Here is a 25,759-nt window from a genome sequence, read left to right on the forward strand (position 1 = left end):
CTTTTGCCATTAGCTTGATACCTGTATTATTGGCTGTAAATACCTGACTAATCTGCCTTTTATAGTAAGGTTACACAAATAATATATTCTTTAAAAACTGATGAAACCAGCATGGGGTACCCGTGCCAGGCTTCCTATTGCCATAATGGTATATTGATTTTCACAGCATCTTTTAATTGATAATGGCTGCAAACACTAAAAACAAATCGCAAAAGAAACCCGGATCCCGTTCTCTGTTTTACCGGATATCCGCATGGTTGCATCTATGGCTGGGATTGATTTCCGGAATTATTGTAGTGATCATTTGTATCACCGGTTGTATATGGGTATTTAATGAAGAAATTACCGGCCTGCTGCAACCGGAAACAAATGTAGCACCCCAGCATAAAGCAATCCTTAAACCCTCCCAGATCATGGCGGTAGTGGAAAAGGAATACCCGGGTAAAAGGCCCGGATATGCTATATATAAGCAGGGGAAAACTATTGAAGTAAGCATGGGGGGCAGAAAAGGTGGCTCTACGCTGCATATAAATCCGTACTCAGGTGAAGTGATCAGTAAGATAGAACGTAAGGAAGGAGAGACCAGTTTTTTCAGATGGATATTAAACGGCCACCGTTTCCTTTGGCTGCCTTATCAGATTGGCCGGCCTATTGTTAACTACAGTACCCTGATTTGTGTGATTACATTGATCAGCGGACTAGTGCTGTGGTGGCCCAAAAAGTGGAACAAAAACACCCGGCAGCAAAGCTTTAAGATTAAATGGGGCGCCAGCTTCAAGCGTGTGAATTATGACCTGCATAATGTGTTCGGGTTCTATAGTTTACTGTTGCTGCTGATGATTGCCTTAACAGGTATGGTATGGGGGATTGAATGGTATAGCAAAGGACTTTACTGGGTTACAGCAGGAGGAAAGCCATTGCCGGAATTTGTAGAACTGAAATCGGATTCCCTGCAGGCCAATAAACATTACACACCTGCCCAGGCAGCCGATCTTGCATGGAACAAGGTAACTGCCAAACATGCTGCTGCCAAAGGTTTTTATATCGCGTTCCCGGATACGGCACGTCCCAAAGCCATCATCAATATTATTGTTTATCCAAGTAAAGGCCAGTATTACAATAATCAGCGCTATGCTTTTGATCAGCATACACTGGCCGAATTGAAAGGGAATAAACTATATGAAGAAAGTTATGCAGAAGCATCTTTTGGAACCAAACTCAGGCGTATGAACTATGATATACATGTGGGCAGCATTCTGGGATTGCCAGGTAAGTTCCTGGCCTTTTTTGCCAGCCTGATCGGAGCTACATTGCCAGTGACAGGTTTTTTGGTTTGGTGGGGCAAACGAAAGAAAAAGAAGCAGCCGGCCAAAGTACCTATCATCCCCAACGCAAAAAATGAAGTCCCTGCTGTAGCCATCCACTAGCAGCAATCCGGATACACAACAAAATAAATTGGTAAACGAAGGAACTACATGCCGCTGTAGTTCCTTCGTCCGTTTAAGGCAGTTCCCCAAACCTTCGTAACTTCAGGATGTAACCTTAAAAACAGCGACTATGAAAAAAGCGCATGTAATTACAGGATTATGGCTCATGGGATTATATATGGCTGCTTTACCCGTGATTGCCCAGCAGCTACCCCGGCAGCAATTCATTCAGCGGCTGATGAAACAGATGACACTGGATGAAAAGATTGGCCAGCTAAACCTGCTCACCAGCGATATGGATGTAACCGGTCCATTTATGAAGGAGGACTATAAAAAAGAGATAGCATCTGGTTTGTGCGGGGCCATTTTTAATGCTTATACTCCCCGTTATACGCGCCAGTTGCAGGAGATTGCCATGAAAACAAGGTTAAAAATTCCCCTGCTTTTTGGTTATGATGTGATTCATGGACACAAGACCATTTTCCCTATTCCGCTAGGAGAAGCTTGTACCTGGGATATGGCACTGCTGGAGAAGAGTGCCCGTATTGCTGCAGAGGAAGCCAGTGCGGATGGTTTACACTGGACTTTTTCCCCGATGGTGGATATTGCCAGGGATCCCCGCTGGGGCCGTGTAGCAGAAGGCGTGGGAGAAGATACCTGGTATGGTGTGCAGGTAGCCAAAGCCAAGGTGAAAGGTTATCAGGGAACGGACCTGTCTGCCAACAATACGATATTGGCCTGTGTAAAACATTTTGCACTCTATGGCGCAGTGGAAGCCGGGCGTGATTATAATACCGTAGATATGAGCCGGCACCAGATGTTTGAGGTATATATGCCTCCCTACAAAGCCGCTATTGATGCAGGAGTAGCTACGGTGATGACTGCTTTTAATGAAGTAGATGGCATACCCGCTACGGGCAACAGATGGTTGCTGACAGATTTGCTGCGTAAACAATGGGGATTCAAAGGTTTTGTGGTAACCGATTACACATCTATGAATGAAATGATTCCGCATGGGGTGGCTAAAAATGAATATGAAGCTGGCGGACTGGCAATGAATGCCGGGGTGGATATGGATATGCAGGGAAGCATATACGTTACCCAACTAAAGCAGTTGCTGCAGGATAAAAAAATAACATTGCAGCAGATAGATGCAGCAGTATACCGCGTGCTTGAGGCGAAGTATAACCTGGGGCTTTTCAGTGATCCGTTCAGGTATTGTGATACCACCAGGGCACAGCAGGTAATCCTGTCGGCGGCACATCTGCAGGCAGCAAGGGAAATAGCACAGCGCTCTATTGTATTACTGAAAAACGAAGGACAGCTATTGCCATTAAAGAAGCAGGGTACTATAGCGGTGATAGGGCCACTGGCAGATAGCAAGCGGGATATGATAGGCAACTGGTCGGCTGCCGGGGATGCAGCCAGGGCGGTGACTCTGCTGGAGGGGATCAAAAACAAATTGGGCCAGGGAGCTACTGTGTTGTACGCGCCGGGAGGACATATTACTACAGATGCCAACCTGCTGAGTAAAGCATGGCAGCAACCGCAGCTAAAGCAATCCGATACGGCGAATAGTGCGCAAATGCTGGCCACTGCATTAGAACAGGCGAAGAAAGCGGATATAGTGGTGATGGCATTGGGAGAATCTCAAGGGATGACCGGAGAAGCGGCGAGCCGGTCGGATATCAGTATTCCACCGGGGCAGCGTTCACTGCTGAAGGCAATTATGGCTACCGGAAAACCCGTGGTGCTGGTATTGATGAATGGCCGCCCCCTTACCCTGGAATGGGAAAATGAACATGTTCCCGCTATCCTGGAAACCTGGTTCCTGGGTACAACGGCAGGGGATGCTATCGCAGATGTGCTGTTTGGCGACTATAACCCTTCCGGAAAAATTACAATGACCTTTTCCCGGAACGTAGGGCAGATCCCCATTTATTATAACTATAAAAATACAGGCCGCCCATTAGATCCCAATAATAAATACTCTTCCAAATATCTGGATGTGAGCAATGAGCCGTTGTTCCCCTTTGGCTTCGGATTAAGCTATACCAGGTTTACCTATAGTCCTGTTTCTCTGGATAAAAAACAGTTGTCTTCAACAAGCAAATTACGTATAATGGTAAAGGTTGCGAATGAAGGCAACTATGACGGAGAAGAAGTGGTGCAGCTATATATCCGGGATCATCAGGGGAGCATAACCAGGCCCGTGAAAGAATTAAAAGGATTTAAGAAAATTTTCCTCAAAAAAGGAGAAAGCAGGGACATCGTTTTTGAGTTAGGCGCCGCCGACCTGAAATTTTATGACAAAGAATTGCACTGGACAACCGAGCCTGGCAGTTTTACCGTATTTGTTGGTACCAACAGCCGCGATGTGCAGTCGGCAGATTTTACTTTGCAATGAGGCAGGAGAAAAAGCCAGGTTGCGGTCAGAAATGAGAATAACTGGCCATTTTTGCGATATTAAGAGGCGCTTTTAAAAAAATGCTTTGTTATTTCACAATAGTTATTACTTTTGTACCCGATATTATGAATACAAACGTACATACACATCATCACCATCATTCTTACCACACCGGTAGGCAGGTATGATATTATGTATTAAAATATATTAATGATCATTATCAGAGGCTTACCGGAACGGTAGGCCTTTTTTATTTTCCCCTGATCCTGGCAGGTAAGGGAGTATAAAATTCAATCATGAAACTGAAAATTGCTATTCAAAAGTCCGGGCGCCTGCACGAAGATTCCATCAAACTGTTGAAGGAATGCGGTATTGACATCAACAATGGTGTGAATAAACTGAAAACAGAAGCTACCAACTTCCCGCTGGAAGTATTTTTTCTCCGTGATGATGATATTCCGCAATACATAGAAGACGGCGTGGCTGATATTGGGGTGGTAGGCGAAAATGTAGTGTTGGAAAAAAAGAAGCAGGTGCGTGTAGTAGAAAAGCTGGGCTTTGGCAAATGCCGCTTGTCAATGGCCGTACCTAAGGCGATGGATTATAATAATGTAAAGGATCTGCATAATCTGAAGATTGCTACCAGCTACCCGGTTATTTTGGGAGATTTTTTGAAGAATAATGGTGTTACCGCAGATATTCATGAAATCAGCGGATCTGTTGAGATAGCACCAGGTATAGGATTGGCAGCGGCTATCTGTGATCTGGTAAGCAGCGGTTCTACCTTGTTCATGAATGGGTTGAAAGAAGTGGAAACGGTATTGAAGTCAGAAGCAGTATTGATTGCGAATGAAGGATTGCAGGAGGCACAGCAACTGTTGTTGCAGAAACTGTTATTCCGCATACAGGCGGTAAGAAAAGCAAAGAACAATAAATACATCTTATTAAATGCCCCTAATAATAACCTGAAAGAGATCATCAGTTTATTACCGGGTATGAAAAGCCCTACCGTACTACCATTAGCTGAAGAAGGCTGGAGTTCTGTACATTCTGTACTGAATGAAAATGATTTCTGGGATATTATTGAAAGCCTGAAGGCTGCCGGAGCACAAGGGATCCTGGTAGTACCTATTGAAAAGATGGTCATCTGATGTGCTGCGGAGAATGTTTAAAACAGGCATTCGCTTTTTTACTAGTAATTGATCAATTGTAATTCACTTTGCACTATGCAAACAATTCAATATCCTGATAAAGGTACGTGGCAGGAAATACTCCGGCGTCCGGCAATGGATACTACTGCGCTGGAAAACACGGTTACCGGTATTTTGCAGGATGTACAACAAAATGGGGATGCTGCTGTACGTAAATATGCACAGCAGTTTGATAAAGTAGCACTAACGGATTTTATTGCGGCACCGGCTGAGTTTGAAGCTGCCGCAGCTTCACTGGATCCGGCTTTAAAGAGGGCTATCCAGCAGGCAGCAGAAAATATCACTACATTTCACCGTGCACAGCAGGAACAAAGTAAAGTGATTGCTACGATGCCAGGGGTAGAATGCTGGCGCCGCGCCGTGGCGATCGATAAAGTGGGATTATATATCCCTGGAGGATCAGCCCCTTTGTTTTCCACTATCCTCATGCTGGGTATTCCTGCAGCGATAGCCGGATGTAAGGAAGTGATACTATGTACTCCTTCCAATGCCGCAGGGCAGGTGCATCCCGCCATTTTATATGCCGCTCAGCTGGTAGGTGTTAATAAAGTATTTAAGATTGGAGGGGTACAGGCTATAGCAGCAATGGCCTATGGAACGGAAACGGTGCCCCAGGTATATAAGATTTTTGGGCCGGGCAATCAGTATGTTACCTGTGCCAAACAGCTGATCAATAAAGCAGGCGTAGCGATAGACATGCCGGCCGGCCCTTCTGAAGTGGCGGTATTGGCAGATGATAGCTGCGAGCCGGCTTTCGTTGCCGCCGATTTGTTATCGCAGGCAGAACATGGCGCTGATAGTCAGGTGATCCTGATTACGACCTCTGCTACGGTGATCACAGCTGTTGAAAAAGAAGTAGCTGCTCAGCTGGCACTATTGCCACGTAAGGAGCTGGCGGCAAAGGCACTGGCAAATAGCAAACTGATCCTTGTTGATAACATGACGACTGCCACAGCCCTGTTGAATACTTATGCACCGGAGCACTTAATCGTGGCGTGTAAAGATGATATTAACATCGCGGATAGTATTACTAATGCCGGCTCTGTATTCCTGGGCAATTATACGCCGGAAAGTGCGGGTGATTATGCCTCTGGTACCAATCATACACTACCCACCAATGGATATGCTAAGGCATACAGTGGTGTATCCTTGGATAGTTTTGTGAAAAAGATCACCTTTCAGCGGATTACCCGCGAAGGACTGGCACAGATAGGCAGTACTATTGAGATCATGGCAGCGGCAGAAGGGCTGGATGCGCATAAAAATGCCGTGACCATCCGATTGAAATAACCGGATAGATAGTGCTGCAGACAAAGCTGCGTTATATATCTGCTGAAAATACATCGCTCATGGCCTGCGGCGCAATGCCTGCGGCTTATTAAACCAAACGTGCATGTTTAACTTAGATAATTTACTACGCGAAAATATTAAACGACTGGTGCCTTATTCCTCTGCCCGGGATGAATTTAAGGGAGAGGCAAGCATTTACCTGGATGCCAATGAAAATAGTTTCGGGTCTCCGTTACCGGTGGCTTATAACCGTTACCCGGATCCTATGCAGTGGAAACTAAAATATAAACTGGCTGAAATAAAGGGAGTGCCGCCGCAAAACATATTTTTAGGGAATGGCAGTGATGAAGCGATTGATGTATTGTACCGTGCCTTTTGTAATCCAGGGGTGGATAATGTGATCTTATGTCCGCCTACTTATGGCATGTATGAGGTAAGTGCCAATATCAATGATGTGGTGATCCGCAAGGTGAGCCTTACTCCTGATTTTCAGCTGGATTTCCCTCCTTTGCAGCAGGCCATTGATGAGCACACTAAAATGATCTTTATCTGCTCCCCCAATAACCCTACCGGTAATTCCATTCACCGGGAAGATATCGAGATGCTGCTGAATAATTTTGATGGCATCGTGGTTATTGATGAAGCGTATATCAACTTTGCCCGTCAGAAAACATTTATCCAGGAATTAACAGAGTATCCTAACCTGGTAGTATTACAAACCCTGTCAAAAGCCTGGGGATTAGCCGCCCTGCGTGTAGGGATGGCATTTGCCAGCGAAGAGATTATTAATGTTATCAATAAGGTAAAACCACCTTACAACATTAATCAGGCCGCCCAGGAACTGGCCTTGCAGGCACTGGATAATATCAGCAGTGTAAATGAATGGATCCGGGAAATTGTGATTGAAAGAGATAAACTGGCTGCCGGATTTGCGCAATTGCCACAGGTAGTAAAAGTATATCCCAGTGATGCGAACTTCATCCTGGTGAAAACCACGGATGCCAAAGGAATATACAATCAACTGGTGGAGCAGGGGATTATTGTACGTGACCGCTCCAAAGTAGAGCTGTGCGCAGGATGCCTGCGTATAACGGTAGGCACACCAACCGAAAATATCGAATTGCTGTCAGCAATGCAACAATTGGTATTATCTTAAAAACCATCCACCTTTAATATGAAAAAGTTTTTGTTAAGTATTAATTATAAACTCTTTGTTATCGGCTACGTGATCTGGTTGTTGTTCGGTGCACTGATTAATTTCGGGATACGTAAACAGGCACTGACCAGTGAAAATATCATTTCACTCCTGGTAGTAGGGTTTTTAACTATTGCAGCATTAACTGTATTTGGTTTATTTCGTAAAAAGGAAGATCACAACTAAAAATAATAATTGAATGAAGCGTGTTCTCTTTATAGATCGTGATGGTACCCTGATTAAAGAAGTACCTCCTACTTATCAGATTGATAGCCTGGAAAAAGTAGAATTTTATCCGAAAGCTTTTACCTATATGGCTAAAATAGCTGCGGAACTTGATTACGAACTGGTGATGGTAACCAACCAGGATGGGTTGGGTACTGCTGCTTTTCCGGAAGATACTTTCTGGCCGGCACAGGAATTCATAATCAGGGCGTTTGAGAATGAGGGCGTGGTTTTTAAAGAGGTATTCATCGACCGTAGCTTTCCTGCTGATAATGCGCCTACGCGCAAACCAGGTACAGGGATGCTAACAAAGTACTTCTCTCCCGATTATGACCTCGCCAATTCTTTTGTAATAGGGGACCGTATTACAGATGTGCAGCTGGCTAAGAACCTGGGTGCAAAAGCAATATGGATCAATGAAGGTACAGGATTGGGAAATACAGAAATAAAAGATGACGCTGCGGCGCTCCGGCCGGTAATTGCGCTGGAGTCTACCGACTGGGCCAAAATATATGAATTCCTGAAGCTGGGATTGCGTACGGTAACACATACACGCAAAACGAAGGAAACGGATATTGTTGTATCACTGAACCTGGATGGTACCGGCAAGGCGGATATTGATACCGGTCTTGGTTTTTTTGATCATATGCTGGATCAGATTGCCCGTCATGGGGGTATTGATCTGACGATCAAAGCTAAGGGAGATCTGCATATTGATGAGCATCATACTATAGAAGATGTGGGTATTACACTGGGCGAAGCAATGGCTTTGGGGCTGGCAGATAAGAGAGGTATGGAACGCTACGGTTTCTGCCTGCCTATGGATGACTGTTTGGCACAGGCTGCCATTGATTTTGGCGGACGTAACTGGATTGTTTGGGAGGCTACCTTCAACCGGGAGAAAATAGGGGAAATGCCTACAGAAATGTTTTACCATTTCTTTAAATCATTTTCCGATGCCGCCAAATGCAACCTGAATATCCAGGCTACCGGCCAGAATGAACATCATAAAATAGAAGCCATCTTCAAGGTTTTTGCCAAAGCTATTAAAATGGCGGTGCGCAGAGATCCTATGCATATGCAATTGCCCAGTACCAAAGGCGTGCTTTAATATAATTGTATATAGAAAACAAAAAGCTGATCAGTATTACCTGATCAGCTTTTTGTTTTATGTAAATGAGATAAATTTTATGCCCTGAAGAATATCTTCTTCTTATACAGCCAGTAGCACATACCCCATTCCAGGCCAAATATGACGAGGGCGGCTACTACCTTTATCCAGTTTTCGCTCATGGAAAGCGGTTGTAACAAACCGTTTACGATTACGCCCACATATTCATTAAACCACCGGTGGCCCACAATTTCAAAAAACAGGTAGATAAAAATGGAGTTCATACCTATCACCGTAAAGAAACTGAGGTAGCGGGGATGTTTCAGCACATCAATCCAGGCATAGGAGGCCAGTAATGCCCAGAGGCACCAGGCACCGGATGCCAGGGTAAAGGAAGAGGTGGCGATCCGTTTGATAATAGGCGTAATATTCAGCCAGTCAAGACCATAACCCATTATAAAACAGCCAGCCCCTGCCAGAAACAGGTATTGGAGTTTTTGCCGGGCAGGCCGGTCCTGTAGTAATAATTTACCCGCTAATACCCCCCAGATGGTATGTGCAGCTGTAGGCAGGCAGTTAATAGCCACCCAGCCACCACGATTGATTTTGCCCATCAGCACCTGATCCATGTAATTCCCGAAGTTATGCTGATTGGTAAAAGGTTGGTCAAAGCCCGGAATGTTGGTAAACCGGTACAGGCACTCTGTTAATAATAATAGTCCGAGGCTGAAAACAATCTGTGCACTAAAATTCCAGCGGAATATCAGAAAAGCTACCAGCGTGGTAAAAGACAATTGGGTAAGCACATCCCATAGCTCAAAAGAGAGGTTTTCTCCGCGTACTGCGTAATCCAGTACTCCCCAGAAAAACAGCCAGAAGGAGCGGGTCAGTGTTTTCCTGGCTTGCTGTCCCCAGGGCACACCCTGGCTATCCTGGCGGGTCAATGAAAAAGCCATGGCAGTACCAGCCATAAACATAAAGGCCGGTTGTACCAGGTCCCACATGCGTAAACCATGCCAGGGATGGTGTTCAAATTGTTCTAAAACTCCTTGTAAAAAGGAATTATCAGTCACATTCTTGAGCCGCTTGTATAATCCGGCTGCTTCAAAAGCAAGCAGCACCATGATAAAGCCACGCAGAAAATCCAATGACAACAAGCGTTGCAGCTTGGTTTTATTGTCGGTAACAGGTAAAAGGGGAGTAGACACGTTCAAAAATTTTCGATAAGATAGAAAATAAAAAATTTGCATTTTGAAAAAAAACCTCGGATATTTGCTTTCGATATGAAAAATAGCATGATAAATAAAATGTGGTGGTGGCACGGAATCAGATCCTGATTGCAGTGTTGCATAACCATGTTTCGTTTAGAAATATATTTGGAAGGCTCGCTGTTACAGCGGGCCTTTTGTTTTTTTACACCTTACTTTTCAACTTTTAATCAAGCTCACAGGAAATTTAATATAGATCATGCGTACTATTCAAGTAAAAACGAGATCCAAACAAATGCTGGCGGACATATTCACGCCGGTGGGCATTTATCTGCGTCTGAGAGATAAGTTCCCCGGTGCTGTTTTGCTGGAAAGCACAGACTCCCGTGCCAGTGCAAACAGCTTTTCTTTTATATGTATCAAGCCGATTGCAGGTATTGAGGTAACTTCTACCAGCGAGTTTGAATTCAAATACCCTAATCTTCCTGTAGAAAAGAAGCAATTAAAAAACCGCCAAAGTGTGCTGGATGAAATGCAGCAGTTTATCAAAGGGTTTTCCTTTACGGGAAAGTCGCCGGTACCGGGCATAGAAGGACTCTTTGGCTACAGCACTTTTGACTCGGTACAATTCTTTGAAACCGTAGCATTTAATAAAGATAAGCAGCAAGGCAATACGATCCCGTTGATGCGGTACCGTTTTTATCAGTATGTAATTGCCATCAACCATTTTAAAGATGAGCTGTATTTATGTGAAAACCAGGTAGAGGGGATGGATAGTGAGTTTGAACTGGTAGAGTCACTGATCCGGCACAAAGATTCTCCCGGTTACCCTTTTGAAGCCCTGGGAGAAGAACGAAGCAATATGAGCGATGCGGAATATATGCAAATGGTGGAGCTGGGAAAAAAACATTGCTTCCGCGGAGATGTTTTCCAGGTAGTACTTTCCCGCGCTTTCCAGCAGGATTACCGGGGTGATGAATTTAATGTATACCGTGCCCTTCGCTCTATTAACCCTTCTCCTTACCTCTTTTACTTTGATTACGGCGATTATAAATTAATGGGTTCTTCTCCGGAAGCACAGCTGGTGATCCGGAATGGCAAGGTAACCATGCACCCGATAGCCGGCACTTTCCGCCGTACAGGCAATGATGAACAGGATAAAATCCTGGCTGATAAATTATTGCAGGACCCGAAGGAAAATGCAGAGCATGTAATGCTGGTAGACCTGGCGCGTAACGACCTTAGCCGCCACGCCAGTAAAGTGCAGGTAGATTCTTATCGTAAGATCCAATACTACTCACACGTTATCCACCTGGTAAGTGAGGTAACGGGACAAATACCAAAGGATATCAATCCATTTACCATATTGGCGGATACCTTCCCGGCAGGTACACTGTCCGGAGCACCTAAATACAGGGCTATGGAAATCATCGATCAATATGAGCCTACTGCACGTGGCTTCTATGGTGGATGTATTGGGTTTGTAGGATTTAACGGCGATTTTAATCATGCCATCATGATCCGCTCTATCCTTAGCAAGGATAATACGCTCTACTATCAGGCAGGAGCCGGTGTTGTGGCGCAATCGGTCGCCTCTTCCGAACTGGACGAAGTAGGTAATAAATTAAATGCATTAAAACAGGCCATTCTGCTGGCACAAAAAATCTGACATGAACATTCTGGTTTTCGATAATTACGACTCCTTTACCTATAACCTGGTTCACCTGGTAGAAAAAATCATTGATGGTAAAGTAACGGTATTCCGCAATGATGAAATTCCGTTAGAAAAAGTAAATGATTTTGATAAAATCATCTTATCACCAGGTCCTGGGATTCCCGAAGAGGCTGGCTTGTTATTGCCCCTTATCAAGGAATATGCCCCCACTAAATCAATTTTTGGCGTGTGCCTTGGGCAACAGGCGATAGGGCAGGCGTTTGGTGCCAGCTTAACCAACCTTAAAGAAGTATATCACGGGGTAGCTACCAATATCAATATTATTGCGGAAGAAGGCCGCTTGTTTAAAAACCTGCCCAGACAGCTGGAAGTAGGCCGTTATCACTCCTGGGTAGTGGACGAAAGTACCTTACCGGAAGAACTGCTCGTTACCGCTAAAGATGAACATGGCTATATTATGGCACTGCAGCATAAGAAATACGATGTAAGCGGGGTACAATTCCATCCGGAAAGTGTACTTACTCCGGAAGGAGAAAAGATTATGAGGAATTGGCTGGGAAAGTAGCTATCAGCTGTTGGCGGTTAGCTATTAGCTTTAATTAAAACAATAGTACCGCAGAGAAACAACAGTAAGAAAGTATTACCTGGCAATTATAACACCATCTTCGCAGCTAAAGGCTAAAAGCTAACTGCTAATAGCTAAAACAACACACCATGAAAAAAATACTCAATTATCTTTTTGAACATAAAACATTCAGCCGGAGTGCCGCCAAAGATATGTTGGTGAACATTTCGAAGGGCATCTACAACGAAAGTGAACTGGCAGCCTTTATGACCGTTTTCCTCATGCGCAGTATCACCATTGACGAATTACTGGGTTTCCGGGATGCTTTACTGGAATTGTGTATTCCGGTGAACCTGAATGGTTACGATGTGCTGGACATCGTAGGTACCGGCGGGGATGCAAAAAATACGTTCAATATTTCTACCTTGTCGTGCTTTGTGGTAGCTGGTACAGGGGCAAAAGTGGCCAAGCATGGTAACTATGGGGTATCTTCCATCAGCGGAGCTTCCAATCTGATGGAGTCCGTAGGATACAAGTTTAAAAATGACGATGCCAAGCTGCAGTCAGAGCTGGATGTTGCCGGCGTATGTTTCCTGCATGCACCTTTATTCCATCCGGCATTAAAGCATGTGGCCGGGGTAAGGCGGCAGTTGGGGATCCGTACTTTCTTTAACATGCTGGGGCCCCTGGTAAATCCTGCATTGGCTAAGTCACAGCTGATAGGGGTATACAGCCTGGAAATGGCGAGGGTATATAATTACCTGTTCCAGCAAACCGATAAGCAGTACGCTATTGTGCACAGCCTGGATGGATATGATGAAATATCCCTGACGGCAGATACCCGGATTATTACCAACAAGGGAGAAAAAGACTGGACTCCGGAAGAGCTGGGTAAAAGAAAGGTGCATCCGGAAGATATTTATGGCGGTAATTCTGTGGAAGACGCAGCGAAGATATTTATGAAAATATTGAAGGGTGAAGGTACCTGGGCACAAAATTCTGTAGTATTTGCTAATGCCGCGATGGGTTTATATGCGATGGGGCAGTACAAGGACTATACAGATTGTTTTCAGGCAGCCGTTACCTCTCTGGAATCCGGTGCTGCACATAACGCTTTTAAGAAACTGATTGAATTGCAGTAAAATCTGAACAGGATGATTGCTACAATTAAAAACACCGCAAACAGGTAAAATGAAAAATATTCTGGCCGAAATAGTCGCGCATAAACATATTGAAGTAGCCGCTAAAAAACAGCAGCGCAGCATACAGGAGCTGGAACAGGCGCCCTGGTTTAAACGAAGTGCATTATCACTGTGCAATTTTTTACAGCAACCCGCTAAAACAGGCATCATTGCCGAATTCAAACGGCGTTCCCCTTCCAAAGGAGTGATCAATGGCAATGTTACGGTGCAGCAGGTAACTACTGCCTATACCCGCTATGGAGCTTCAGGCTTGTCTGTGCTGACGGATGAAAAATATTTCGGAGGATCCGTAGATGACTTGCAGCAGGCGCGTACCTATAATGAGATCCCCATTTTGCGGAAAGATTTTGTAATCGATGAATACCAGATCCTGGAAGCCAAAGCCATTGGGGCAGATGTTATTTTATTGATTGCAGAATGTCTTACTGCAGCAGAAGTGGCACACCTGGCTGCCTTTGCACATAACCTGGGACTGGAAGTACTCCTGGAAGTACATAGTGAAGCGCAGCTGGAAAAGGTAACTGATCATGTGCACCTTGTAGGGGTCAATAACCGCGACCTGATCACTTTTGAAGTGGATTTTAACAGATCCTGCGAGCTGGCACCTAAAATTCCTGCCGGCAAATGCAAAGTAGCAGAAAGCGGCATCAATGATCCGGCTGCTATCGTTACGCTTAAACAAGCCGGCTTCCAGGGCTTTTTGATCGGAGAGCACTTTATGAAACAAGAAGATCCTGCACGTGCATTTGAAAACTTTGTACAGGTGCTCCATCAAAAACTGGCGGCGGTATGAAAATAAAAGTATGTGGTATTACCAGGGCGGATGATCTGAATGAACTGGTGAATAACCAGGTAGACTATGCTGGATTTATCTTTCATGAAAAATCCCCCCGCTTTGTGGGTAATAAGCTGGATGCCAGAACGGTACGGGAAACTTCCGGGATTAAGAAAGTAGGCGTATTCGTCAATGCGGATATACAATTGGTACAGCGTACGGTCGCTGACTACCAGCTTAGTATGGTACAGTTGCATGGTGATGAAACACCGGAATATTGTGCCAGTATGAAAGCGATAATACCCGTGATGAAAGCATTTCGTATAGGAGCTAACGTAAACTGGGAGAAAGAGGTCGCCCCTTACATCCCTGTAACAGATTATTTCCTGTTTGATACGGCTTCCGTTCACTTATATGGTGGTACAGGAAAACAGTTTAACTGGGAGCTGCTGAATACCTATCCTTTTTCACATCCTTTTTTTCTGAGTGGTGGCATTGGTCCTGATGATGCCGCAGCCATAGAAAAATTACAACTGCCAGCCTTGTATGCTGTAGATGTGAATAGTAAATTTGAGACGGGTCCCGGCGTGAAGGACCTGCAAAAGGTAACACAATTTGTAAAACAGATTCATTTATCATATTTAAAATAAACGGCAATGGATATTGCGATGAATACCAGTGGCTCCAAATATCATGTAGATGAAAAAGGCTACTATGGACGGTTTGGTGGAGCGTATACCCCGGAAATGCTGTATCCCAACGTGGAAGAATTACAGGAACGCTACATGGAGATCTTAAGTGACCCTGCTTTTCAACAGGAGTTTGAAGACTTACTGAGAGATTATGTAGGCCGGCCTTCTCCTTTGTACCTGGCTAAACGTTTGTCTGAAAAATATAAAGCAAATATTTATCTAAAAAGGGAGGACCTGAATCATACAGGTGCCCATAAGGTAAATAATACAATAGGTCAGATTCTGCTGGCCAAACGCCTGGGTAAAAAGCGCATTATTGCAGAAACAGGTGCCGGTCAGCATGGGGTGGCTACTGCTACGGTGTGTGCTTTGATGGGACTGGAATGTGTAGTGTATATGGGCAGTATTGATATTGAAAGACAGGCGCCTAATGTGGCCCGTATGAAAATGCTGGGTGCTACAGTAGTACCGGCATTGAGTGGCAGCAGAACTTTAAAGGATGCCTGTAATGAAGCTATCCGCGACTGGATCAATAATCCGGTAGATACCCATTACATCCTGGGCACAGCTGCCGGGATGCATCCATATCCCGATATGGTGTCCCGCTTTCAGTCGGTGATCAGCGAAGAAATGAAAAAACAGTTGCTGGCTAAAACAGGCAGTGCCAACCCTGATTATATAGTAGCCTGTATTGGCGGAGGCAGTAATGCAGCGGGTGCATTTTTCCACTACCTGGATGAACCGGATGTGAAGCTGGTAGCGGTAGAAGCTGCCGGTAAAGGCGTACATAGCGGTCATTCTGCTGCTACTACCCAGCTGGGCAAAATAGGTATTATTCATGCCAGCAAAACTTTGTTAATGCAAACGGAAGACGGGCAGATTGTAGAGCCCTATTCTATATCCGCTGGTCTGGATTATCCCGGTATCGGTCCGTTGCATGCACATTTATATGAAACCGGACGGGCACAATTCCTGAGTGCTACAGATGAGGAGGCGCTGGCGGCGGGTTATGAACTGAGCCTCCTGGAAGGGATTATCCCGGCTATGGAATCGGCACATGCACTGGCTAAGTTGAAAGACCTGCCCCTGAATCCGGATGATGTAGTGGTCGTTTGCTTGTCGGGCCGTGGAGATAAAGACCTGGATACCTATATCCGCAATATGAAACGGCACGATTAATCATCGTGGTAAAAAGGAAACCGGAGATGCCGGCGCGTATATACGTAACAGCTATCCGGATAAAGAACTTTAAAATATTGTTATGCAAAATCGTATAGATCAGTTATTCGCTAACAAAAAACAGGGCGTTTTAAATATATATTGTACAGCAGGATTTCCTGAACTGAATGATACCGTGCGGATAATGACTGCATTACAGGAATCCGGTGCCGACCTGATAGAGCTGGGAATGCCATTTTCCGATCCACTGGCGGATGGCCCGGTTATCCAGGACAGCAGCACAAAAGCCCTGAAAAATGGGATGAGTATTCATACCTTGTTTGCACAACTGGAAGGGTTCCGGAAAACAATCCAGGTACCTGTTGTTTTAATGGGATATTTCAATCCGGTATTACAGTTTGGGGTGGAGGCATTTTGCGAAAGATGCGCAGCGGTAGGAGTAGATGGGATCATCGTACCGGATTTACCTATGTGGGAATATGAAGCGGAGTATAAAGCTATATTTGAAAAATATAATGTACACCTCATTTTTCTGGTAACGCCTGAAACCAGTGATGCCCGTATGCAGAAAATAGATGCATTAAGTAAAGGCTTTGTGTATGCGGTATCTTCTTCTTCTACAACCGGGAAAGATAAGAACATGAACGACCAGCAGGCGTATTTCCGGCGTTTGCAGGACTTAAAGCTGAAGAATCCTGTACTCATTGGTTTTGGTATTAAGGATAAAGCTACTTTTGACAATGCCTGTCAATATAGTAATGGTGCTATTATTGGTACCGCTTTTATCAAGGCACTGGAACAGGGACCTGACCTGGAAGCGGCGGTAAAAGGATTTGTGAAAAGTATTATTGGCCAGCCGGTACCCACCGTATAAGTAAAGGCCGGGAGATAAGTCATTCATCATTGATCATTGATAATTCATCATTCATGAAAACGGTCATCATAAAATACAACGCAGGCAACATCCGTTCTGTATTGTTTGCATTGGAGCGGATAGGTGTACAGGGAATTGTTACAGACGATGCTGCTGAGATAAAGGCAGCAGATAAAGTGATCTTTCCCGGGGTGGGGGAGGCCAGTACCGCCATGAAATACCTGAAGGAAAGAAAGTTGGATGAATTGATTGTAAACCTGCAGCAGCCCGTGCTGGGTATTTGTCTGGGGATGCAATTGTTATGCAAACATTCTGAAGAGAATAATACAGATTGTCTGGGCGTTTTTGATGTGGCGGTAAAACGTTTTGAATCGCCTGTAGAAAATGCTTTGAAGATACCTCAGATTGGCTGGAATAATATCACGGGCTTACATAGTGTTGTATTTGAGCATGTACCGGAAAACAGCTACATGTACTTTGTGCATAGCTATTATGCCGCATTAGGTACGGATACGGTAGCTACTACCAATTATGTCATCAATTACAGTGCAGCATTGCAAAAGGATAATTTTTATGCAGTGCAGTTTCACCCGGAAAAGTCAGCAGAAGCCGGGCAGCGTATTATTGAAAACTTTTTGAAACTATAAAGGATGCAGGCAGGAGTGGCAATAAGAAGGATTAATGTAGAAGATACCCTGCCCTTGCGCAGGGATGTTTTGTATCCGCAATTAACACTGGATGGCGTACGTGTAGCACATGATGAGGATGGCCTGCATTTCGGATTGTATGAGCAGGACCATTTGGTGACAGTAGTATCCCTGTTTCCCGGTAATGGCAGCGCCCAGTTCCGGAAGCTGGCTACTACATCTGCTTGTCAGGGAAAAGGATATGGCAGTAGTATGCTGGCGCACCTGGTACAATTTTGCCGGAAGGAGCGTATTGGTATTTTATGGTGCAATGCCCGCGATACTGCGGAAAGTTTTTATATCAAACTGGGCTTTCGGAAAACAGGCGACTATTTTCAGAAAGACGGTATTATTTTTTGTAGAATGGAATTACAGGTAAAAGAGAATATGGCCGCCAAAACTTTTGAAATCATCCCCGCGATAGATATTATCGGTGGTAAATGTGTGCGGCTTACACAGGGCGATTATGAGCAAAAGAAAGTATATAACGAACATCCGCTGGAAGTAGCCAAAGCGTTTGAAGCGATAGGGGTGAAGCGTTTGCATCTGGTAGACCTGGATGGCGCTAAAAAGGGGGCCGTAGTTAACTGGAACGTGCTGGAAAATATTGCCGGCAAAACCGGTATGACGGTAGATTTCGGAGGCGGCATTAAAACAGGAAAAGACCTGGAGATTGTATTTGAATGTGGTGCCGCATTAGCTACCATAGGTAGCATTGCAGTAAAAGATCCTGCGCTGTTCTTTAGCTGGGTAAAACAATATGGCCCGGATAAAATATTCCTGGGCGCAGATGTAAAAGAGGAGAAAATTGCGGTAGGAGGATGGCTCGAAACTACCGGACTGTCTGTATTTGATTTCCTGGAAGCAAATATTGAACAGGGAGTACGTAACATTTTCTGTACAGATATTGCCAAGGATGGGTTATTGCAGGGACCATCCATCCCATTATATAAAAAGATCCTGGAACGCTTTGCGGATATTCATTTTATTGCCAGCGGCGGGGTGAGTAATATTGAGGATGTGGTAGCTTTGCACGAAGCAGGTTGCAGTGGGGTGATCATTGGTAAAGCTATTTATGAAGGACACCTTGCTTTGGAAGAATTAAAGCCTTATTTGTAAAAATAATTATATGCTCACAAAACGCATTATACCCTGTTTGGATATTAAGGATGGCAGAACTGTAAAAGGGGTGAATTTTGAGAATATCCGTGATGCCGGGGATCCTATAGAACTGGGTGCTTTATATGCACAGCAGGGCGCGGATGAACTGGTATTTCTGGATATTACCGCTACCAATGAACGGAGAAAAACCCTGTCGGACCTGGTGAGCCGTATTGCCCGTCATGTGAATATTCCATTTACAGTAGGCGGCGGTATTGCCTCAGTAGAGGATGTCAATATTTTATTGCAATCGGGGGCAGATAAGATTTCTGTAAATACTTCCGCCTTTAAGCGTCCGGAATTACTGGACGAGTTATCCCGCGAATTTGGCAGTCAGTGTGTGGTATTGGCCATCGATACCCGTTTTGAGAATGATGATTGGTATGTATACCTGAATGGAGGAAGAGTGAAAACAGCAATTAAGGCATACGACTGGGCTAAAGAAGCCGTGAACCGTGGAGCAGGAGAAATTTTGCTTACTTCTATGAATAATGATGGTACTAAAAAAGGATTTGCCCTGGATATCACCGCTTTATTGTCACAAAATCTGAATGTGCCGGTAATTGCATCCGGTGGTGCAGGTACAATGGAGCATTTTGTGGAAGTATTCGACAAAGCGCAGGCAGATGCGGCACTGGCAGCAAGCATTTTCCATTACAAGGAAATTGAAATACCGGCACTCAAAACCTATCTTTATCATAAAGGAGTAAATATCCGGTTTTAAATCAACTACCGGCTATCTGAAAAATAGCCGGCATAAATATCATTAAAGCGGGCGCAACAGGCAGGCTGTTGCGCTAAACTAATAAAGCATATGCAGATAGATTTTGAAAAATCGGCGGATGGACTGGTGCCGGCAGTAATACAGGATGCAGCTACCCTTAAAGTATTGATGCTGGGTTATATGAACCGGGAAGCCCTGGATAAGACCATCGCAGAGAAGAAAGTGACCTTCTTTAGCCGGTCTAAAAACCGTTTATGGACCAAAGGGGAGGAGAGCGGAAATTTCCTGCTGGTACAGGATATTAAGGTGGATTGTGATAAAGATACCCTGCTGATCAGGGCTAATCCGGTGGGTCCGGTTTGTCATACCGGTGCGGATACTTGCTGGGATGAGAAAAATGTAAGCAATGATTTTCTGGCCAAACTGGAAAGTATTATTGCCGAACGCAAAAATAATCCTTCTGAAAAATCCTATACCTCCCAGCTGTTTGCCAAAGGCATTAATAAAGTAGCACAAAAAGTGGGAGAAGAAGCGGTGGAAGTAGTCATTGAAGCAAAAGACAACAATGAATCCTTGTTTTTGAATGAATCTGCGGATTTATTATTCCACTATCTTATCCTGTTGCAGGCCAAAGGTTATCAGCTGGCGGATGTAATCAAGGTGCTGGAAGGCAGACATAAATAAAGGATCCTACACTAAAGTGAATATCATGAAGTATTTATTTTTATGGATGATAAGTATATGCTTATCAGCAAACTTATGGGCACAACAGGTATCTGGCACTATTAAAGGCGCTAGTGGCAAAACGCTTTATTTGTTTGATGATGAAGACAACCTGCCTGATGATTCTGTCGTAATTAAGAACGATCAGTTCAGTTTTACGTTGAAAAATGACAAATCTCCGGCTGTATATGCTCTCATCCTGCAGGATGTGAACTATCCCATGTTGTTTGTATCCGGTAAGGAACCTATCACTTTTACTACTGCAGTAGCCTCTTTCCCTATGGCAGAGGCAGTGAAGGGTAACGAAGACACTAAGGCAATGCAGGCTTATCAGAAGGCATTTGATCCTTTGATAAAACAAGCTATTGCCCTGAATGCAGAGGCTGCTGGCATACAGGGAGATGATGAGGCTGCGAAGGGGGCTTTCCGTAAAAAGGCAGATACCTTCAGTGATGCGGTAGTGAAAACGGGAAAAGATTTTATCAAACAACATCCGGGTAATATTGCCAGCCTCTGGCTGTTGATCAATGAACTACGGACAAGGGTAGATCCGGCAGAGTTTGAGCAGCTGCTGGGATCAATGGATAAGTCCATGCAACAGGGCAAGTATGGCAAAATGGCCGGTGAATACCTGAAAAGTACAAGAGCGAACGCCCTGGGCATTGCTGCCGGCGATTTTGTACAGGAAGATGTAAATGGAAAACTGGTAAAATTGTCTTCTTTCCGGGGTAAATATGTGCTGGTAGATTTCTGGGCCAGCTGGTGCGGTCCCTGCCGTCAGGAAAACCCCAATGTAGTACAGGCTTATAACAAATTCAAGGATAAGAACTTTACCATCCTGGGGGTATCCCTGGATGAGGATAAATCCCGGTGGCTGCGGGCTATTGACCAGGATAAGCTCTCCTGGACACATGTATCTGATCTGCGGGGATGGGGAAATGAGGTAGCACAACAGTATGGGGTACAGTCTATTCCAGCCAATTTTCTGGTAGATCCCAAGGGAAATATTGTGGCCCGTAATCTCAGGGGCAAGGCGCTGGAGGAAAAACTGGCGCAGTTGTTGAAATAGCCGTTTATCACATTCCTATTGATATTAACCCGGCATTTCACCAATTTTGTTATTCGTAAAAATAAAAACCAATGAAGAGATCAATCCTGGCTGCGGCACTTTTAGTTCCCGCAGTCCTGTTTGCACAGGATAAAAAGGCAGGTAAGCCTTTTACCATACAAGGTACCGTGACACATGAACAAAAGCCAGCTAAAGTTTTTTTAAGAATGCGCAAGGGTGGAGAGAATGTGATAGACAGCGCGTTTGTTAAAGATGGTAAATTCACTTTTTCCGGTACCCTCGAGGAGCCAACCCTGGCCAGCCTGATGATGGTAGAGCAGGAAGCTGCCAAGACCGTATCCATGAAAAGGGATATGCTGGCGGTTTACCTGGATAAAGGTACTATCAGTATTACTACACAGGATTCTATCAGCAAAGCTACTGTAAAAGGTTCTCCGGCCAATGATGCTTACCTGGCATTAAATACCCAGCTGAAAGAGGTGAATGAAAAAGCAAGTGCTTTACAGAAAGAATACCGTGAGCTGTATCAGGCAAAAGATGAAGAGGGCATGAAGAAGCTGGAAGCTAAGTTTGATGAGCTGGACAATGAGCAGAAAGCAATCATGAAGGATTATCTGAAAAAGGCGCCTGGAACACCTATCGGGATGTATGTTATCAATCAGGTGGCCGGTTATGATATCGTTCCTTCCGAAATAGAGCCAACTTTCAAGAAATTGAGCAAAGAAGCCAGAAATTCTCCTTCTGGTAAAGAATTTGCCAAAAGACTGCAATCTGCAAAGAAAACTGCAGTAGGACAACCGGCACTTGCATTTTCGCAAGCTACCCCAGAGGGTAAAATGGTGGGCCTGGATGCTTTCCGTGGTAAATACCTGCTGGTAGATTTCTGGGCCAGCTGGTGCGGTCCCTGCCGTCAGGAAAACCCTAACGTGGTAAAGGCTTACGAGAAGTTTAAAGACAGAGGTTTTGATATCCTGGGTGTTTCCCTGGATGATAATAAAGACAAGTGGCTGAAAGCAGTAGAAGCTGATAAGCTTGCCTGGACACATGTTTCTGACCTGAAAGGCTGGAAAAATGCAGCGGCCGACCTTTACGGTGTACGTGCTATCCCCCAGAATGTGCTGATCGATCCAAAGGGAAAGATCATTGCTAAAAACCTGCGTGGAGAAAAGCTGGAAGAAAAGTTGGAAGAATTAATGAAATAAAATAACTGGGTTAATAAAATGAAAAATGCCGTTCCGGATAAAACCGGAGCGGCTTTTTTTTGTGTTTTAAAAATAAATTTGCATTGTTACGAAATGTTCGTAGATTTATGAAACAATCGTAATGCTAAACTGTATTGATCATGGAAAAGTTAACGCAACAGGAAGAAGCGGCAATGCTGGCCATCTGGAAAGCAGGAAAAGGGCTGGTAAAAGATTTCCTGGAAGCACATGCTGCTCCGGTACCGCCTTATACCACCCTTGCCTCTACTATTAAGAACCTGGAGAAAAAGGGATACGTAGAAAGCCGGAAAATTGGTAATGTTTATGAGTATACACCGGTCATTGTGGAAGAAGAGTATAAAAAGCGGTTTATGCATGGATTCGTAAAAGATTATTTCGAAAACTCTTATAAAGAGCTGGTTACTTTTTTTGCTAAAGAGAAAAATATCAGCCCGGAAGAGCTAAAGGAAATCATCCGCATGATCGAAAAGGGATAGGTTTTTATTACGTGTTTTATAATCTGTTATAGCCATGGTTCCTGCTATTCTCATATATCTGCTAAAGGCGAATATAGCACTTGCATTGTTCTATATCGCTTATCGCCTGGTATTGCGTCGGCTTACCTTTTATACCTTAAACAGGTTCTTCTTACTGGGAGGGATTATATTTTCTTCCCTGTTCCCCTTAATAGATATCACCACATTTGTGGAAAAACATGAACAGCTTTCAGGTACGGTGGAGACTTATGTGCCCGACTTTGAAGCCTTGAAAGCGCAGGTAGGCACCACTTTTACCATATGGCATCTGCTCATCTACATTTTCTGGACAGGAGTATTGATGATGGCTTTCCGGTTGGGGATGCAGTTGCTATCATTGCTGAAGATACACCGCAAAACAGAAACCCGTGTGATTGCTGATCAAACGGTAAAGGTGATGAGTAAGCCGGTAAACCCTTTTTCCTTTTTCAGATTCATCTATATTAACCCCTCTCTGCATAGTCCGGAAGACTTACGGGCAATTCTGCGTCATGAGCAGGTGCATGTCAGGCAGTGGCATACCGCGGATGTATTGCTGGCGGAGCTGAACAATATTTTCTATTGGTTTAATCCCGGAGCATGGCTGATGAAGCTGGCTATCCGCGAAAACCTGGAGTTTATCACAGACCGCTACATGCTGCAACAGGGCGTAGACAAAAAAATGTATCAGTACAGTTTAATAAAAGTAAGTGGGATCCCATATGCGACGGCCATCGCAAACAACTTCAATTTCTCTCACTTAAAAAACAGGATCATGATGATGAACAAAAAACACTCTTCCAGATATCACCTGCTGCGCTATGTAGTATCGGGGATGATAGTGGGAGGAATTGTGTTATCACTCAATTACAGCAAGGCTGGTGTGGCCTTCGGGAATATCCCGGCAGTAGGCGCGGATACCATTCCGGGTGTGATCATGCCGCCGTCCCCACCTCCACCTCCACCACCTGCTCCGGCTCCAGCTCCACCACCACCAGCTCCACCAGCACCGAAGGCGCCATCTGCAATGGGTATTGGTATGAAGTTAAAAAAAGGAACACCGCGCCCGATGATTATCATCGATGGCAAAGAGCAGCCTTATGAGATGATGGAAAAGATGAATCCGGATGAAATTCAAAGTGTGTCTGTATTCAAGGATACCGATGAAATGAGGAAACAGTATAAGGATGCTAAAAATGGTGTGGTGATAATTGTTACAAAAAAAGCCGCTGCACAAATTGAAGCACAAAAAACTAAACCCACCATCACACTTCGCAGGAATAATGTCCTGGGGCAGGATAATTCCCTGGACAGTGTCTTATTCATTATCGATGGCGTTAAAGCCAGTAAAACTGAGATAGACAGAATGGACCATTCAACAATTGAGTCAATGAATGTATTGAAAGGAGAAAGTGCTACTTCCCTATATGGCTCAGGAGGGAAACACGGGGTCATCCTGGTCACTACCAAAGTCAATAAAAACAAAGACACTACACATACCATGACGCCGGTAGATGTAGTGCCCTAAAAAACACTTGCTGGAAATAATACGGTACTATTTATCTTTTACGCACCGGAATCCCAGGTTAGACAAACCTGATTCCGGTGTTGTTTTCATACGGGCAGATACCCTATATCCCCGGCAATATTCATCACTGCACATAAAAGAACCTCCCCGGATAACATGTTTGGGCGTGCCCGGATCAGCGGGGTCAAAGCCATGGGCAGGTCCTGCAGGGTTTTTAGTTTGTTTATTGCCTTCCTGGTAATAATTGGCATCGTACCAGTCGGCACACCATTCCCATACATTACCCGACATATCATAGAGCTGATAGCCATTGGGTGCATAGGATTTTACAGGAGCCGTATCATAAAAGCCATCTGTTTTAGTATTACGCCAGGGAAAATTACCATTCCAGGTATTGGCTTTTGCTTTACCGGTGGTTAATGGTTCATCACCCCAGGGATACAGCTGGTTGGAAAGGCCTCCACGTGCAGCATATTCCCATTCTGCTTCGGTAGGCAGCCGTTTGCCCGCCCAACTGGCATAAGCCTGTGCATCATGCCAGGAAATGTGAATAACCGGGTATTGCTCCCTACCAGTGATATTACTACCCGGTCCTTCCGGATGCTGCCAGCTGGCGCCGGGTACAAAAGCCCACCACTGGGATACATCCTGTAAATCTACCGCATGATCGGGAGGTGTGAATACCAGGGAACCGGGCTGGAGCATACTGCTGTCTGGCTCCGGTGAGCCGGCAGGCAATTGTTGCATCAGCTCCTCTTTGGAAATGGGTCTTTCGGCAGTAGTAATATATTTTGTAGCTGCCACGAAAGCTGCAAATTCAGCATTGGTAACTTCATGTTCATCCATCCAGAAGGTATCCACCTGTACCAGGTGTTTAGGGTACTCATCTGGCTGTCCGGTACTATCATCTCCGCCCATCTGAAAACTTCCTCCGGGAATGAGTACCATCTTATTACCGGTGTCTGCCGGAATACTGTCGGTGGCAGGTGGCTGGCTCTTGGTGCCGGTACCCTGGCAGGCATATAAAGCAGCAAAACTGCTCCATACACATATATTAATAATTTGTTTAAATCCTATCATTATCTTTACCCTCGGTTTAATAGCAGTACCAAAAA

General features: G+C 44.7%; 24 protein-coding genes. 22 read left to right on the forward strand and 2 right to left on the reverse strand.

What is annotated here, in order from left to right; all coding sequences use genetic code 11:
* Window positions 1-182 precede the first annotated feature (182 nt).
* From ABR189_RS25545 to hisB, 7 genes are all read left to right on the forward strand, one after another.
* Window positions 183-1,427 (forward strand): PepSY-associated TM helix domain-containing protein, encoded by a 1,245-nt coding sequence (locus tag ABR189_RS25545; RefSeq protein ID WP_354663325.1) that lies wholly within the window; start codon window positions 183-185, stop codon window positions 1,425-1,427.
* A gap of 130 nt (window positions 1,428-1,557) precedes the next feature.
* Complete coding sequence (gene bglX, locus ABR189_RS25550; RefSeq protein WP_354663326.1) at window positions 1,558-3,834, forward strand: beta-glucosidase BglX; 2,277 nt, start codon at window positions 1,558-1,560, stop codon at window positions 3,832-3,834.
* A gap of 296 nt (window positions 3,835-4,130) precedes the next feature.
* Window positions 4,131-4,985, forward strand: coding sequence for an ATP phosphoribosyltransferase (gene hisG, locus ABR189_RS25555; RefSeq protein ID WP_354663327.1), 855 nt, complete (start codon window positions 4,131-4,133; stop codon window positions 4,983-4,985).
* A 75-nt stretch (window positions 4,986-5,060) separates the two neighbouring features.
* Window positions 5,061-6,335, forward strand: a complete 1,275-nt coding sequence (hisD, locus tag ABR189_RS25560) for a histidinol dehydrogenase (protein ID WP_354663328.1) — start codon at window positions 5,061-5,063, stop codon at window positions 6,333-6,335.
* A gap of 103 nt (window positions 6,336-6,438) precedes the next feature.
* Window positions 6,439-7,491: a histidinol-phosphate transaminase gene (gene hisC / locus ABR189_RS25565; protein ID WP_354663329.1), complete on the forward strand. Its 1,053-nt coding sequence runs from the start codon at window positions 6,439-6,441 to the stop codon at window positions 7,489-7,491.
* Between the two features lie 18 nt (window positions 7,492-7,509).
* Complete coding sequence (locus ABR189_RS25570; RefSeq protein WP_354663330.1) at window positions 7,510-7,716, forward strand: hypothetical protein; 207 nt, start codon at window positions 7,510-7,512, stop codon at window positions 7,714-7,716.
* A gap of 13 nt (window positions 7,717-7,729) precedes the next feature.
* Window positions 7,730-8,866 carry a bifunctional histidinol-phosphatase/imidazoleglycerol-phosphate dehydratase HisB gene (gene hisB, locus ABR189_RS25575; protein ID WP_354663331.1) on the forward strand — a complete coding sequence of 379 codons (1,137 nt, stop codon included), beginning with the start codon at window positions 7,730-7,732 and terminating at the stop codon, window positions 8,864-8,866.
* 77 nt (window positions 8,867-8,943) lie between these two features.
* Here hisB and ABR189_RS25580 read toward each other — a convergent pair whose 3' ends face one another.
* Complete coding sequence (locus ABR189_RS25580) at window positions 8,944-10,074, reverse strand: acyltransferase family protein (protein WP_354663332.1); 1,131 nt, start codon at window positions 10,072-10,074, stop codon at window positions 8,944-8,946.
* A gap of 259 nt (window positions 10,075-10,333) precedes the next feature.
* Here ABR189_RS25580 and ABR189_RS25585 point away from each other — a divergent pair, with 259 nt between their 5' ends.
* From ABR189_RS25585 to ABR189_RS25655, 15 genes are all read left to right on the forward strand, one after another.
* The gene (locus tag ABR189_RS25585; protein WP_354663333.1) at window positions 10,334-11,743 is read left to right on the forward strand and encodes an anthranilate synthase component I family protein; all 1,410 of its coding nucleotides are present in this window, start codon (window positions 10,334-10,336) and stop codon (window positions 11,741-11,743) included.
* Between the two features lies 1 nt (window position 11,744).
* Window positions 11,745-12,314, forward strand: coding sequence for an anthranilate synthase component II (locus ABR189_RS25590; RefSeq protein WP_354663334.1), 570 nt, complete (start codon window positions 11,745-11,747; stop codon window positions 12,312-12,314).
* 149 nt (window positions 12,315-12,463) lie between these two features.
* Window positions 12,464-13,456: an anthranilate phosphoribosyltransferase gene (gene trpD / locus ABR189_RS25595; protein ID WP_354663335.1), complete on the forward strand. Its 993-nt coding sequence runs from the start codon at window positions 12,464-12,466 to the stop codon at window positions 13,454-13,456.
* A 49-nt stretch (window positions 13,457-13,505) separates the two neighbouring features.
* Window positions 13,506-14,309 carry an indole-3-glycerol phosphate synthase TrpC gene (gene trpC / locus ABR189_RS25600; protein ID WP_354663336.1) on the forward strand — a complete coding sequence of 268 codons (804 nt, stop codon included), beginning with the start codon at window positions 13,506-13,508 and terminating at the stop codon, window positions 14,307-14,309.
* On the forward strand, window positions 14,306-14,941 hold the full coding sequence (locus ABR189_RS25605) for a phosphoribosylanthranilate isomerase (protein ID WP_354663337.1): 636 nt from the start codon (window positions 14,306-14,308) through the stop codon (window positions 14,939-14,941). Before trpC ends, ABR189_RS25605 begins: the two co-directional genes overlap by 4 nt.
* Before the next feature lie 6 nt (window positions 14,942-14,947).
* Window positions 14,948-16,162, forward strand: coding sequence for a tryptophan synthase subunit beta (trpB, locus tag ABR189_RS25610; protein WP_354663338.1), 1,215 nt, complete (start codon window positions 14,948-14,950; stop codon window positions 16,160-16,162).
* Window positions 16,163-16,244: 82 nt separating this feature from the next.
* On the forward strand, window positions 16,245-17,036 hold the full coding sequence (gene trpA / locus ABR189_RS25615; protein ID WP_354663339.1) for a tryptophan synthase subunit alpha: 792 nt from the start codon (window positions 16,245-16,247) through the stop codon (window positions 17,034-17,036).
* A 53-nt stretch (window positions 17,037-17,089) separates the two neighbouring features.
* The gene (gene hisH / locus ABR189_RS25620; RefSeq protein ID WP_354663340.1) at window positions 17,090-17,683 is read left to right on the forward strand and encodes an imidazole glycerol phosphate synthase subunit HisH; all 594 of its coding nucleotides are present in this window, start codon (window positions 17,090-17,092) and stop codon (window positions 17,681-17,683) included.
* 3 nt (window positions 17,684-17,686) lie between these two features.
* A complete protein-coding gene (gene hisA, locus ABR189_RS25625) occupies window positions 17,687-18,841 on the forward strand; it encodes a 1-(5-phosphoribosyl)-5-[(5-phosphoribosylamino)methylideneamino]imidazole-4-carboxamide isomerase (protein WP_354663341.1) in 1,155 nt (384 codons plus the stop codon).
* A gap of 10 nt (window positions 18,842-18,851) precedes the next feature.
* The gene (gene hisF, locus ABR189_RS25630; RefSeq protein ID WP_354663342.1) at window positions 18,852-19,607 is read left to right on the forward strand and encodes an imidazole glycerol phosphate synthase subunit HisF; all 756 of its coding nucleotides are present in this window, start codon (window positions 18,852-18,854) and stop codon (window positions 19,605-19,607) included.
* A gap of 90 nt (window positions 19,608-19,697) precedes the next feature.
* On the forward strand, window positions 19,698-20,291 hold the full coding sequence (gene hisIE, locus ABR189_RS25635) for a bifunctional phosphoribosyl-AMP cyclohydrolase/phosphoribosyl-ATP diphosphatase HisIE (protein ID WP_354663343.1): 594 nt from the start codon (window positions 19,698-19,700) through the stop codon (window positions 20,289-20,291).
* Window positions 20,292-20,316: 25 nt separating this feature from the next.
* On the forward strand, window positions 20,317-21,399 hold the full coding sequence (locus ABR189_RS25640) for a redoxin domain-containing protein (protein ID WP_354663344.1): 1,083 nt from the start codon (window positions 20,317-20,319) through the stop codon (window positions 21,397-21,399).
* Window positions 21,400-21,470: 71 nt separating this feature from the next.
* On the forward strand, window positions 21,471-22,601 hold the full coding sequence (locus tag ABR189_RS25645) for a redoxin domain-containing protein (protein ID WP_354663345.1): 1,131 nt from the start codon (window positions 21,471-21,473) through the stop codon (window positions 22,599-22,601).
* 140 nt (window positions 22,602-22,741) lie between these two features.
* Window positions 22,742-23,098 (forward strand): BlaI/MecI/CopY family transcriptional regulator, encoded by a 357-nt coding sequence (locus tag ABR189_RS25650; protein WP_354663346.1) that lies wholly within the window; start codon window positions 22,742-22,744, stop codon window positions 23,096-23,098.
* Between the two features lie 34 nt (window positions 23,099-23,132).
* Window positions 23,133-24,644 carry a M56 family metallopeptidase gene (locus ABR189_RS25655; RefSeq protein WP_354663347.1) on the forward strand — a complete coding sequence of 504 codons (1,512 nt, stop codon included), beginning with the start codon at window positions 23,133-23,135 and terminating at the stop codon, window positions 24,642-24,644.
* Between the two features lie 27 nt (window positions 24,645-24,671).
* Here the strand turns inward: ABR189_RS25655 and ABR189_RS25660 are convergent, their stop codons facing one another.
* On the reverse strand, window positions 24,672-25,724 hold the full coding sequence (locus ABR189_RS25660; RefSeq protein WP_354663348.1) for a formylglycine-generating enzyme family protein: 1,053 nt from the start codon (window positions 25,722-25,724) through the stop codon (window positions 24,672-24,674).
* Window positions 25,725-25,759: the final 35 nt, after the last annotated feature.

Source organism: Chitinophaga sp. H8 (genome assembly GCF_040567655.1).
Classification (GTDB): domain Bacteria; phylum Bacteroidota; class Bacteroidia; order Chitinophagales; family Chitinophagaceae; genus Chitinophaga; species Chitinophaga defluvii.

What these genes read in the sequence shown, in the direction of transcription:
- ABR189_RS25545 (WP_354663325.1), top strand. Translation starts at nt 183, where the DNA reads ATGGCTGCAAACACTAAAAACAAATCGCAAAAGAAACCCGGATCCCGT.
- bglX (WP_354663326.1), top strand. Translation starts at nt 1,558, where the DNA reads ATGAAAAAAGCGCATGTAATTACAGGATTATGGCTCATGGGATTATAT.
- hisG (WP_354663327.1), top strand. Translation starts at nt 4,131, where the DNA reads ATGAAACTGAAAATTGCTATTCAAAAGTCCGGGCGCCTGCACGAAGAT.
- hisD (WP_354663328.1), top strand. Translation starts at nt 5,061, where the DNA reads ATGCAAACAATTCAATATCCTGATAAAGGTACGTGGCAGGAAATACTC.
- hisC (WP_354663329.1), top strand. Translation starts at nt 6,439, where the DNA reads ATGTTTAACTTAGATAATTTACTACGCGAAAATATTAAACGACTGGTG.
- ABR189_RS25570 (WP_354663330.1), top strand. Translation starts at nt 7,510, where the DNA reads ATGAAAAAGTTTTTGTTAAGTATTAATTATAAACTCTTTGTTATCGGC.
- hisB (WP_354663331.1), top strand. Translation starts at nt 7,730, where the DNA reads ATGAAGCGTGTTCTCTTTATAGATCGTGATGGTACCCTGATTAAAGAA.
- ABR189_RS25585 (WP_354663333.1), top strand. Translation starts at nt 10,334, where the DNA reads ATGCGTACTATTCAAGTAAAAACGAGATCCAAACAAATGCTGGCGGAC.
- ABR189_RS25590 (WP_354663334.1), top strand. Translation starts at nt 11,745, where the DNA reads ATGAACATTCTGGTTTTCGATAATTACGACTCCTTTACCTATAACCTG.
- trpD (WP_354663335.1), top strand. Translation starts at nt 12,464, where the DNA reads ATGAAAAAAATACTCAATTATCTTTTTGAACATAAAACATTCAGCCGG.
- trpC (WP_354663336.1), top strand. Translation starts at nt 13,506, where the DNA reads ATGAAAAATATTCTGGCCGAAATAGTCGCGCATAAACATATTGAAGTA.
- ABR189_RS25605 (WP_354663337.1), top strand. Translation starts at nt 14,306, where the DNA reads ATGAAAATAAAAGTATGTGGTATTACCAGGGCGGATGATCTGAATGAA.
- trpB (WP_354663338.1), top strand. Translation starts at nt 14,948, where the DNA reads ATGGATATTGCGATGAATACCAGTGGCTCCAAATATCATGTAGATGAA.
- trpA (WP_354663339.1), top strand. Translation starts at nt 16,245, where the DNA reads ATGCAAAATCGTATAGATCAGTTATTCGCTAACAAAAAACAGGGCGTT.
- hisH (WP_354663340.1), top strand. Translation starts at nt 17,090, where the DNA reads ATGAAAACGGTCATCATAAAATACAACGCAGGCAACATCCGTTCTGTA.
- hisA (WP_354663341.1), top strand. Translation starts at nt 17,687, where the DNA reads ATGCAGGCAGGAGTGGCAATAAGAAGGATTAATGTAGAAGATACCCTG.
- hisF (WP_354663342.1), top strand. Translation starts at nt 18,852, where the DNA reads ATGCTCACAAAACGCATTATACCCTGTTTGGATATTAAGGATGGCAGA.
- hisIE (WP_354663343.1), top strand. Translation starts at nt 19,698, where the DNA reads ATGCAGATAGATTTTGAAAAATCGGCGGATGGACTGGTGCCGGCAGTA.
- ABR189_RS25640 (WP_354663344.1), top strand. Translation starts at nt 20,317, where the DNA reads ATGAAGTATTTATTTTTATGGATGATAAGTATATGCTTATCAGCAAAC.
- ABR189_RS25645 (WP_354663345.1), top strand. Translation starts at nt 21,471, where the DNA reads ATGAAGAGATCAATCCTGGCTGCGGCACTTTTAGTTCCCGCAGTCCTG.
- ABR189_RS25650 (WP_354663346.1), top strand. Translation starts at nt 22,742, where the DNA reads ATGGAAAAGTTAACGCAACAGGAAGAAGCGGCAATGCTGGCCATCTGG.
- ABR189_RS25655 (WP_354663347.1), top strand. Translation starts at nt 23,133, where the DNA reads ATGGTTCCTGCTATTCTCATATATCTGCTAAAGGCGAATATAGCACTT.
- ABR189_RS25660 (WP_354663348.1), bottom strand. Translation starts at nt 25,724, where the DNA reads ATGATAGGATTTAAACAAATTATTAATATATGTGTATGGAGCAGTTTT.